The sequence below is a fragment of the Actinomadura chibensis NBRC 106107 genome, from assembly GCF_001552135.1.
In the GTDB taxonomy this organism is placed as follows: domain Bacteria; phylum Actinomycetota; class Actinomycetes; order Streptosporangiales; family Streptosporangiaceae; genus Spirillospora; species Spirillospora chibensis.
The window spans coordinates 66988-78508 of record NZ_BCQP01000024.1 but is presented as its reverse complement, the minus strand read 5'-3'; the positions used below and the strand labels follow the sequence as shown (position 1 = coordinate 78508).

Annotated in this window: 2 protein-coding genes; both read left to right on the top strand. The window is 70.1% G+C overall.

Annotation, left to right across the window (positions count from 1 at the left end):
- The first annotated feature begins 54 nt into the window (after positions 1 to 54).
- Positions 55 to 960, top strand: coding sequence for a proline iminopeptidase-family hydrolase (locus ACH01S_RS14095; protein ID WP_067890623.1), 906 nt, complete (start codon positions 55 to 57; stop codon positions 958 to 960).
- Positions 961 to 962: 2 nt separating this feature from the next.
- Positions 963 to 11456 carry a type I polyketide synthase gene (locus ACH01S_RS45005; protein WP_067890620.1) on the top strand — a complete coding sequence of 3498 codons (10494 nt, stop codon included), beginning with the start codon at positions 963 to 965 and terminating at the stop codon, positions 11454 to 11456.
- Positions 11457 to 11521 lie beyond the last annotated feature (65 nt).

The window sequence follows — 11521 nt, the reverse complement described above, 5'->3', positions numbered from 1 at the left end:
CCGTCCCGCGGCGGGGAATTCACCGGCCCGCACGAGCCGAATTGGGGGGACCAGGTGTCATTGGCGCCCAGTGCCAAGGGAATAGCGCCCTTCGGCGAACACGGGACCTGGTACCGCGTCACGGGGGACCTCGGGGCCGGCCGCCCGCCGCTCGTGGTCGTCCACGGCGGGCCCGGCAGCACCCACGACTACCTGCTGAACCTCGCCTCGCTCAGCGAGCGCGGACGGCCCGTAGTGCACTACGACCAGCTCGGCAACGGCGGGTCCACGCGGCTGCCCGACCGGGGCCCGGAATTCTGGACCGTGCGGCTGTTCCTCGACGAGCTCGACAACCTGCTGAACGCGCTCGGAATCGCCGACGACTACATCCTCTACGGGCAGTCGTGGGGCGGATTGCTGGCGGCCGAACACGCCGCGACCCGGCCCGCCGGGCTGCGCGCACTCGTCATCGCGAATTCGCCCGCTTCCTATCCGCTGTGGCGGCGGGAAATGAAGGCGCTGCGGGAGGCGCTCCCGCCCGGGGTAAACGACACCCTCGCCGAACACGAGGCCGCCGGAACGACCGACAGCCCGGAATACATGCAGGCCATGCAGATCTTCTATGAGAAACATTTGTGCCGGACGCGGCCGTGGCCGCGCGATCTCGTCGCGTCGCTCATGGAAATCCAGAACGACTCCACGGTCTACGGCACGATGAACGGCCCGTCGGAGTTCCACGTGATCGGAACCCTGCGGGACTGGACGGTGGAGGACCGCCTGCCGCGCGTCGCGGTCCCCACGATGCTGCTCTCGGGGCGGCACGACGAGGCGACGCCCGCCACCGTGCGCCCCTACGCGGAACTGATCCCGGACGTCCGGCGGTGGGTGATCTTCGAGGAGTCGAGCCACGTGCCGCACCTGGAGGAGCCCGCGCGCTTCACCGACGTGCTGGCGGAGTTCCTGGACGAGGTCGGAGGCTGACCGTGGACGCGTCCGTCGAAGAGATCATCGAAGCGCTCCGCGACTCGCTGGTGGAGAACGAGCGGCTGCGGCGGCACAGCGCCGCGCTTGAGGCCGCCGCCACCGAACCCGTCGCGATCGTCGGCATGGCCTGCCGGTATCCGGGCGGCGTCGCCTCGCCCGAGGACCTGTGGCGGCTCGTCGCGGGCGGCGTGGACGCGGTGTCGGAGTTCCCCGCCGACCGGGGCTGGGACACCGCGCGCGTCTACGACCCCGAGCCCGGCACGCCCGGCAAGAGCTACGTCCGGACCGGCGGGTTCCTGCACGACGCGGCGGAGTTCGACCCGGCCTTCTTCAAGATCAGCCCACGCGAGGCGCTGGCGATGGACCCGCAGCAGCGGCTCCTGCTGGAGGTGTCGTGGGAGGCGCTTGAGCGGGCGGGGATCGACCCGTCGTCCCTGCACGGCGAGCGGACCGGCGTGTTCGCCGGGGTGATGTACCACGACTACGGGGACAGCTCCAGCAACGGCAGCATCGTCTCCGGCCGGGTCGCCTACACGCTGGGACTCGAAGGCCCCGCCGTCACGGTGGACACGGCGTGTTCGTCGTCGCTGGTGGCGCTGCACCTGGCGGTGCAGGCGCTGCGCTCCGGGGAATGCTCGCTGGCGCTCGCCGGGGGCGTGACCGTCATGGCCACGCCGAGGACGTTCATCGAATTCAGCCTGGAGCGGGGCCTCGCCCAGGACGGCCGCGCGAAGTCGTTCGCCGCGTCGGCGGATGGGACGTCGTGGGGTGAGGGTGCGGGGATGTTGTTGGTCGAGCGTCTTTCCGACGCTCGGCGTCTTGGGCATCCGGTTTTGGCGGTGGTACGTGGTTCGGCGGTTAATCAGGATGGGGCCTCGAATGGCCTGACGGCGCCGAACGGGCCGTCGCAGCAGCGGGTGATCGGCCAGGCGTTGGCGAGCGCCGGGCTCGGAACCGGCGAGGTCGACGCGGTCGAAGCGCACGGCACGGGAACGAACCTCGGCGACCCGATCGAGGCGCAGGCATTGCTCGCGACTTATGGCCAGGGGCGTCCGGAGGGGCGTCCGTTGTGGCTGGGGTCGATCAAGTCGAACATCGGCCATACGCAGGCGGCTGCGGGTGTCGCGGGAATCATCAAGATGGTTCAGGCGATGCGGCATGGGGTGCTGCCCAAGACCCTGCATGTGGATGAACCGACCCCGCACGTGGATTGGTCGGCGGGACGCGTCGAACTGCTCACCGAGGCGCGCGAATGGCCGGACGGGGAACGCCCGCGGCGAGCCGGGATCTCGTCGTTCGGGATCAGCGGGACGAACGCGCATGTGATCGTCGAGCAGGCCCCATTGGCGGAGGAGGAGCCGCGTTCGGATTCGCCCGAGGCGGGTGTGGTCCCGTGGGTGATCTCGGCGCGGAACCGGGACGCGGTGCCCGCCCAGGCCGCGCGGCTGCTCGACTTCCTCGGAGAGCGGCCGGAGCCACTGCCGGGGGACGTCGGGTTCTCGCTGGTCACGGCACGGACGGGGTTCGAGCACCGCGCGGTCGTGGTGGGCGGGAACCACGAGGAACTGCTCGCCGGGCTCCGACGATTGGCGTCTGGAGAGTCGCGTCCCCCTGTCCGCTCGGACGGCAAGACGGCGTTTCTTTTCTCGGGTCAGGGTTCGCAGCGGGTGGGGATGGGGCGTGAGTTGTATGCCGCGTTCCCGGTGTTCGCCGAGTCGTTCGACGCGGTGTGCGGGGAACTGGACAAGCATCTGGATCGGCCGCTGAAGGATGTGGTCTGGTCTGAGTCTGAGTTGCTGAATCAGACGGTGTTCACTCAGACGGGTTTGTTCGCGGTCGAGGTTGCGCTTTTCCGTCTTCTGGAGTCGTGGGGTGTTCGGCCCGATTTCTTGGCGGGTCATTCGATCGGTGAGTTGGCGGCCGCGTATGTGGCGGGGATGTTCTCGTTGGAGGATGCCGCGAAGTTGGTGGCTGCTCGGGGTCGGTTGATGCAGGCGCTGCCGTCTGGTGGGGCGATGGCGGCCGTGCAGGCGACCGAGGATGAGGTCGTTCCGCTGCTGGACTCGGCGGCGGTCGGTGTCGCGGCGGTGAACGGGCCTGAGTCAGTTGTGGTTTCGGGGGCCGAGGACGCGGTCACCAAACTCGTTGAGCATTTTGCTGGGCTGGGGCGCAAGACGACCCGGTTGCGGGTCTCGCACGCGTTCCATTCGCCGCTGATGGATCCGATGCTGGACGGTTTCCGTCAGGTCGCGGAATCCATCACCTTCAAGGCGCCCTCCATGCCGGTTCTGGGCGTGCAGGCTGAGGCCGGGTATTGGGTGCGGCACGTTCGTGAGGCCGTCCGGTTCCACGACGCGGTCACTGATCTGCGCGATCAGGGTGTGACGCGGTTCTTGGAGATCGGGCCCGATGGCGTGCTGACGGCGATGGTGCGGGGCGACTCGGACGCCGAGGTCGTCGTGCCCGTCCTGCGCCGGGAGCGTCCCGAGGCCAGGGAATTGCTGACGGCTCTCGGGCAGGTCCATGCGCACGGCCTGGACGTCGACTGGCGTGCGGTGTTCGCCGGACGTGCGGCCCGCGTGGTCGAGCTGCCGACCTACGCGTTCCAGCGCCAGCGCTACTGGCTCGACTCCTCCACCCGGGACGGGGACGTCACTTCGGCCGGTCTGGAGGCCGTCGACCACCCGCTGCTCGGCGCCGTCGTCGTCGCGCCGGACTCCGGGGGCGCCGTGCTGACCGGACGCCTGTCCGCCGAATCGCAGCCGTGGCTGACCGACCATGAGGTGCTGGGGACCGTCCTGTTGCCGGGCGCCGCGTTCGTTGAACTGGCGATTCGCGCAGGTGACGAGGTCGGATGCGACGCGCTGCGGGAGCTGGCGCTCGGTGCGCCGCTGGTGCTGCCGGAGCGCGGCGGGGTCGCCGTCCAGATCGTGGTCGGCGAGGCGGACGCGTCCGGCGACCGTCCGGTGAGCATCTACTCCCGGCCCGAGAACGACCCGTCCGACCAGGAATGGAAAAGGCACGCCACCGGGGTGCTGGGAAACGGCGCCGATATCGCGCCCGTCGAGCTCTCCGAATGGCCTCCGCCGGGCGCTGCCCCGGTAAATCTGGACGACGCTTATCAACGCCTGCACGACGGCGGGTACGCGTACGGTCCCGCCTTCCAGGGATTGCGGGCGGCCTGGCGGCGCGGCGACGACCTTTACACCGAGGCCGCCCTCCCCGAACAGGCCCGGGCCGACGCGGAACGGTTCGGACTTCACCCGGCCCTGCTCGACGCGAGCATGCACGCCGAACTGCTCGACGTCGAACGTCCGGACGGCGCGACCCAGCTCCCGTTCGAATGGAGCGGGGTGAAACTGCACGCGTCCGGCGCGGCGGCGCTGCGCGTCCACACCCGGCTGGGACGGGACGGCGGCCCCACCGCCATGACCGTGGCGGACGAGAACGGCCGCGCGGTGCTCAGCGTGGAATCCCTGGCCTCCCGGACGGTGTCGCCCGAACAACTCACGGCGGCCGGCGGGACGAGCGATTCCCTTCTCAAAGTGGAATGGTCGCCCAGGCCGATAGACGAGCCCCAGGGCGAAACGAGCCTGGCGGTGCTGGGTTCGGACCGTTGTGGCCTTTCCGTGGATGTTCCGGTGTTCGCGGATCTGGCTGGTGTGGCGGCCGGTGGTGTGCCGGATGTGGTGGTGTGGTCGCCTTCTGCCGCTGGCGATGGCGTTCTGGCGGATGTGCGTGCGGCGGCCTTTTCGGCGTTGGGTGTGGTGCAGGAATGGCTGGGCGATGAGCGGTTCGCCGCGTCCCGGTTGGTGGTCGTCCTTCGGGATGCCGGTCTGGCTCTGGCTCCGGTACGGGGTTTGGTGCGGGCGGCGCAGGCGGAGAATCCGGGCCGCGTCGTCCTGGTGGATCTGGATGACGCGCCCGAGTCGGCTAACGCGCTTGCCCATGTGGCGGTGTCCGGTGACGAGCCCGAGGTAGCCATCCGCGGCGGCCAGGTAGGTGTTTCCCGCCTGGTACGGACTCGTCCGAGCGAACCCTTCCGGTGGGACACGTCCGGGACGGTCCTGGTGACCGGTGGGACGGGTGGTCTGGGTGCGTTGGTGGCGCGTCATCTGGTGTCGGTTCATGGTGTGCGGCGTTTGGTGCTGACCAGTCGCCGTGGTCTTGACGCCCCAGGTGCTGCGGAGCTTCGCGCTGAGCTGGCGGGGCTGGGCGCTGAGGTGTCGGTGGTGGCGTGTGACGTCTCGGATCGTCAGGCCGTGTCGGATCTGCTCGATGGAATCGCGGTGGAGCATCCGCTGACCGGTGTGGTGCACGCCGCCGGGGTGGTCGATAACGGCTTGATCGGTTCGTTGTCGCCTGAGCGCGTTGATGCGGTGTTCGGTCCCAAGGTGGACGGGGCGTGGCATCTGCATGAGTTGACCCGTGGCCTGGATCTGTCGGCGTTTGTGTTGTTCTCGTCTGCTGGTGGGATGGTTCTGGCGGCGGGGCAGGGCAATTACGCGGCGGCGAATGTGTTCCTGGATGCGTTGGCTGAGCACCGCCGTTCGCTCGGGCTTGTCGCAACGTCCATGGCGTTCGGGCTCTGGGACACCGGCGATTTCGCGGATCCGGACGGCGTGGACGCCGAACGTATGCGCCGCCTGGGGCTGCCGCCGCTGTCCACGGACGAGGCGTTGGCGCTGTTCGACGCCTCGCTCGGAGCGGACCACCCGGTGGTCGTCCCGTTGCGCCTCGACCGCGCGGTGCTGCGGACACGGGGCGACGACGTCCCGGCCCTGCTACGGGACCTGTCCGGCGGCGGCCCGACCCGGGTTGTCCGAGCACGCGCCGACTCGTCTATGCAGGACCGCCTGGCGGACATGGACTCGGCCGAACGCGTGGCCGTCCTCTTGGATTTGGTGCGTGCCCAGGTGGCGGCCGTCCTCGGACACGCGTCTGCGGACGCGGTGGAGCCAAGCCGTGCTTTCCGTGACCTGGGCTTCGATTCCCTTTCAGCGGTGGAGTTGCGGAACGCGCTGCGCGCCGAGACGGGTCTGCGTCTGCCCGCGACGCTGGTCTTCGATTACCCGACCGCACAGGCCGTCGCCGAATACCTGGAGGACGAACTTTCCGGGACGACGAGCGGGCCGATCGTCACCTCCAACTCTGCGAAGGTCGACGACGATCCGATCGTGATCGTTGGGATGGCGTGCCGGTATCCGGGTGGTGTGGCTTCGCCTGAGGATTTGTGGCGGTTGGTCGAGGGTGGCGTGGATGCGGTGTCGGGTTTCCCGGTTGATCGTGGCTGGGATGTGGAGGGCTTGTTCGATCCGGTTCCTGGCCGTGCTGGCAAGAGCGTGGCCCGTGAGGGTGGGTTCCTTTACGACGCGGCGGATTTCGATGCTGATTTCTTTGGTGTGTCGCCGCGTGAGGCGGCGGATACCGATCCGCAGCAGCGGTTGTTGTTGGAGGCGTCGTGGGAGGCGTTCGAGCGGGCGGGTATTGACCCGTCGTCGCTGCGGGGGAGCGCGACCGGTGTTTTCGCCGGTCTGATGTACCACGACTACGCCCTCGGTGACCTGGACAGCGCAAGCACAAGTGGCGGCAGCCTGGTCTCCGGCCGTGTCGCCTACACGCTTGGACTTGAGGGCCCGGCGGTCACCGTGGACACGGCGTGCTCCTCGTCCTTGGTCGCCTTGCATTGGGCCGCGCAGGCGTTGCGTTCGGGTGAGTGTTCGCTTGCGTTGGCTGGTGGTGTGACAGTGATGTCCACGCCGGGGATGTTTGTGGAGTTCAGTCGTCAGCGTGGTTTGGCGGCTGATGGGCGGTGCAAGTCGTTTTCGGCGTCGGCTGATGGTGCGGGCTGGGCTGAGGGCGTGGGCGTTCTGGTGGTGGAGCGTCTGTCGGATGCCCGCCGTAATGGTCACCCGGTGCTGGCGATTGTGCGGGGGAGTGCGGTCAATCAGGACGGCGCGTCCAATGGCTTGACGGCTCCGAATGGCCCGTCCCAGCAGCGCGTAATTCGCCAGGCACTCGCCAATGCGGGTCTGGGCGTCGCCGACGTCGATGCGGTGGAGGCGCACGGTACCGGCACGGTGCTCGGTGACCCGATCGAGGCGCAGGCCGTAATCGCGACCTATGGTCAGGATCGTCCTGCGGATCGGCCGCTGTGGTTGGGGTCGATCAAATCCAACATGGGTCATGCGCAGGCCGCTGCCGGGATCGCGGGGATCATCAAGATGGTCCAGGCGATGCGGCACGGGAAGCTGCCCAAGACGTTGCACGTGGACGAGCCGTCCCCGCACGTCGACTGGTCGGCCGGAGCCGTCGAACTGCTGACCGAAGCCCGCGAATGGCCGCAGAACGGTCACCCCCGCCGAGCCGGAGTCTCGTCCTTCGGCATTAGCGGCACCAACGTTCACGTGATCATTGAGCAGGCCGAGGAAGCCGAAGCCGCGCCCTCGGAGTCGCCGTCCAGTCCGGGCATCGTGCCGTGGACGGTCTCCGGCAAGTCCGTGGACGGCTTGTGTGATCAGGCGCAGAAATTGCGGTCCCACCTGCTGAGCCACCCCGAACTCAATCCCATCGACGTAGGTTTCTCGCTGGCGAGTGACCGCGCGTTGCTGGAGCGGCGTGCAGTGGTCCTGGCGGGCGATGGTGAATCGGCCCTGGACGCGTTGGCCGCGTTGGCGGCGGGGAAACCGCATCCGGACGTGGTTGTCGGCACCGTCCCCGCGGCTCCGGGTTCGACCGCGCTGCTGTTCTCGGGCCAAGGCGCCCAACGCCTGGGCATGGGACGAGAGCTGTACGAAACCTTCCCCGTGTTCGCCGACGCTCTCGACACGGTATGCGCTGAACTGGACAAGCATCTAGACCGGTCGTTGAAGGACGTCATCTGGTCTGACCCTGAACTGCTGGACCAGACCGCTTTCACCCAGACCGGCCTATTCGCCGTCGAAGTCGCCCTGTTCCGTCTCCTGGAATCGTGGGGCGTTCGCCCTGACTTCTTGGCGGGTCATTCGATCGGTGAACTGGCCGCCGCGCACGTCGCCGGAATGTTCTCACTGGAGGACGCGGCGAAACTCGTCGCTGCCCGAGGACGGTTGATGCAGGCGCTCCCGTCCGGTGGAGCGATGGCCGCCATCCAGGCCACCGAAGGCGAGATCGTCCCACTTCTGGATCCGGCGGTGGTCGGCGTCGCAGCGGTGAACGGCCCGGATTCGGCCGTGGTATCCGGCACCGAAGAAGCCGTCACCCAAATGATCGACCACTTCACCGAACTTGGCCGCAAGACGACCCGGCTCCGCGTGTCGCACGCCTTCCATTCCCCGCTGATGGATCCGATGCTGGACGACTTCCGCCAGATCGCCCAATCCATCACCTACCAGCCGCCCGCGATCCCGATCCTGGGTGCCCAACCCGACGCCGAGTACTGGGTGCGGCACGTCCGCGAGGCCGTCCGGTTCCATGACACCCTCACCCGCCTCCACGACAACGGCGTCACCCGATTCCTGGAAATCGGGCCCGACGGCGTCCTCACCGCGATGGCGTCCGCCGAGGAGAGCGTCAGCGTCGCCGCGCTTCGCCGCGACCGCCCCGAAACCGCCACCCTCCTCACCGCACTCGCCCACCTGCACGTCACCGGGACCACCATCGACTGGCCCGCACTCTTCACCCACCGCGGCGCACACCGCGTCGAACTCCCCACTTACGCATTCCAACGCACCCGCTACTGGACACACGCGCCCACCATCGCCGGGGACGCCTCCAGCCTCGGGCAGGCGTCCGCCGAGCATCCGCTGCTCGCGGCCGTGGTCGCGTCGCCCGACTCTGACGGCGTGGTGCTGACGGGACGGCTGTCCCCGGCGACCCGGCCGTGGCTGGCAGACCACGAGATGTTCGGCGCGGTGGTCTTCCCCGCGTCCGGCTTCATGGAGTTGGCCGTCCGGGCCGGGGACGAGGTCGGCTGCGACGTCGTCGACACTCTGACGATCGACGCGCCCCTGTCACTCCCAACGGACGGCGGGATCGACGTCCAGGTCGTGGTCGGCGCGCCCGACGACTCCGGGAGGCGCACGGTGTCGATCCACTCCCGCTGGGACGGCGGCCCCTGGACCCGCAACGCCTCGGGCACGCTGACGTCCGACGCCGAGACGCCCGCGACCGACCCGGTGGCCGCCTGGCCACCCGCCGGGGCGACCGAACTCGACCTCGACGACGTCTACGAGCGGCTGTTCGGCCGCGGCCACGCCTACGGGCCCTTCTTCCAAGGACTGCGTGCCGCATGGCGCCGAGACGACGACCTGTTCGCCGAAGTGGCCCTCCCGGCGGAGTCCGAGCCGGGGACAGAGACCGACCGCTTCGGCATTCACCCGGCACTGCTCGACGCCGCCACGCAGCTCCAGTCGCTCACCCACGACGACGGACCGCGGATGCCGTCCGCCTGGACGCGATTCACCCTTCACGCCACCGGCGCCAAGGCCCTGCGCGTCCGCCTCTCCCCAACCGGAGAAGAGCAGGACGGCATGAGCCTGCTGGCCACCGATGGCACCGGAAGCCCGGTCCTGTCGGCCCGCTCCGTGGCGTCGAGCCCCATTCGCCTCGACCAGCTCGGCGCGGCCCGCGCCGAGTACCTGGACTCGCTGTTCCGCATCGAATGGTCCCCGATCACTCCGGCGACGGCGCCGGGGGAGATGTCCTGGGCCCGCTGGGAGGAGCTGGGCGACGAAATCCCCGACGTCGTCGTCCTGGAACCGGAGACCGGCGAAGGCGCGGACGCCGTCCACGCGACCGCGCACCGAACGCTCGAAGCACTCCAGACCTGGATGGCCGACGAGCGCTTCCTCGAAAGCGACCTCCTGGTCCTCACCCGGGGCGCGGTATCCGTGCGCGGCGAGGACGTGACGAACCTCGCGGCCGCCGCGATATGGGGCCTGGTAAGGACGGCCCAGCTCGAACACCCGGGCACGATCGTCCTCGCCGACCTGGACGCCGCCGCGACCGACACGACCGACGCGACCGTCTCCGCGCTCATGGCCGCGCGCGAACCGGAACTGGTCGTCCGCGGCGACGTCGCCTACGGGACGCGCCTGGCCCGCGTCCCGCGACGCGCCACGCCAAGCGACCCGGCCACCCCGACCCTCGCCACCGGCGGAACCGTGCTGATCACGGGCGGGACGGGCATGGCGGGACGGCTCGTCGCGCGGCACCTGGTGGCCGAGCACGGTGTCCGGCACCTGCTGCTCGCCGGACGGCGCGGGCTGGCCGCCGAGGGCGCCGCCGAGTTCCGCGACGAGTTGGCCGCGCTCGGCGCGTCCGTCGCCGTCGCCGCCTGCGACGTCGCCGACCGCGACTCCGCCGCCGAGCTGCTCGCCGGGATCGACCCCGCGCACCCGCTGTCCGGGATCGTGCACGCGGCGGGCGTCGTCGACGACGGCGCGCTCGGCTCGCTGACCCCCGACCGGCTGGACGCGGTGTTCCGCCCGAAGGTCGACGCGGCCTGGAACCTGCACGAGCTGACCCGCGACCTGGGCCTGGACCTCGACGCGTTCGTGCTGTTCTCGTCCAACTCCGGTGTCTTCGGCAACGGCGGCCAGGGCAACTACGCGGCGGCCAACACGTTCCTGGACGCCCTCGCGGCCCACCGCCGGGCGAACGGGCTCGCCGGGCAGTCGCTCGCGTGGGGGCTGTGGGCGGACGCCAGCGAGATGACGTCCGGGCTCGGCGAGGTCGACCGGCGGCGGATGGCCGAGGCCGGGATGATCCCCATGACCGGGGCCGAGGCCATGGGCCTGCTCGACGCGGCGGCGGGCGCGGACGAACCCGTGCTGATCCCCGTCCGGCTGGACGAGCGGGTCGCCGCGCAGGCCGACCCGGCCGTGCTGCCGTGGAAGCTCCGCACCCTGTTCCGCGGGACGGCGCGCCGGACCGTCCGGGCGGGCCGGGACGCCGCCGCCGACCTCACCCGCCGGCTCGCCGGGCTGCCCGGCCCGGAACGGGAGAGGGAACTCCTCGGCCTGGTCCGCGAGCGGGTGGCGGTGGTGCTGCGGCGCGGGTCGGCGGGCGAGGTGGAGCCGGACCGCGCGTTCCGGGAACTCGGCTTCGACTCGCTCACCGCGCTGGAACTGCGGAACGCGCTCAGCGCGGCGACCGGGCTGCGGCTCCCCGCGACGCTGCTGTTCGACCATCCGACCGCCCGCGCCGTCGCGCAGGAGATCGGGACGTCGATCGGCCCCCGCGAGGAGGACCCGTCCCGGCTCGTCCTGGCCGAGGCGGACCGGCTGGAGACGGCGCTGTCCGCGCCCGGCCTGACCGCCGCCGACCTGCCGGACGGCGCACACGCGCGCATCACCGCCCGCCTTGAGGCCCTGCTGCGCGCCTGGCAGGACCGGCACGAGCGGCACGACGGCGCCGCCGCGCCGGACGACGCGGGCCGCGCGCGCGATCTCGACTCGGCCAGCGACAGCGAACTGTTCGCCGTCCTGGACGAGGAACTCGGAATCTCCTGACCTCGCCCTCCCCCCCGCACAGACCTCCCCGCACTGTCCACTCCTCGACTCTGATCTGCGATTCG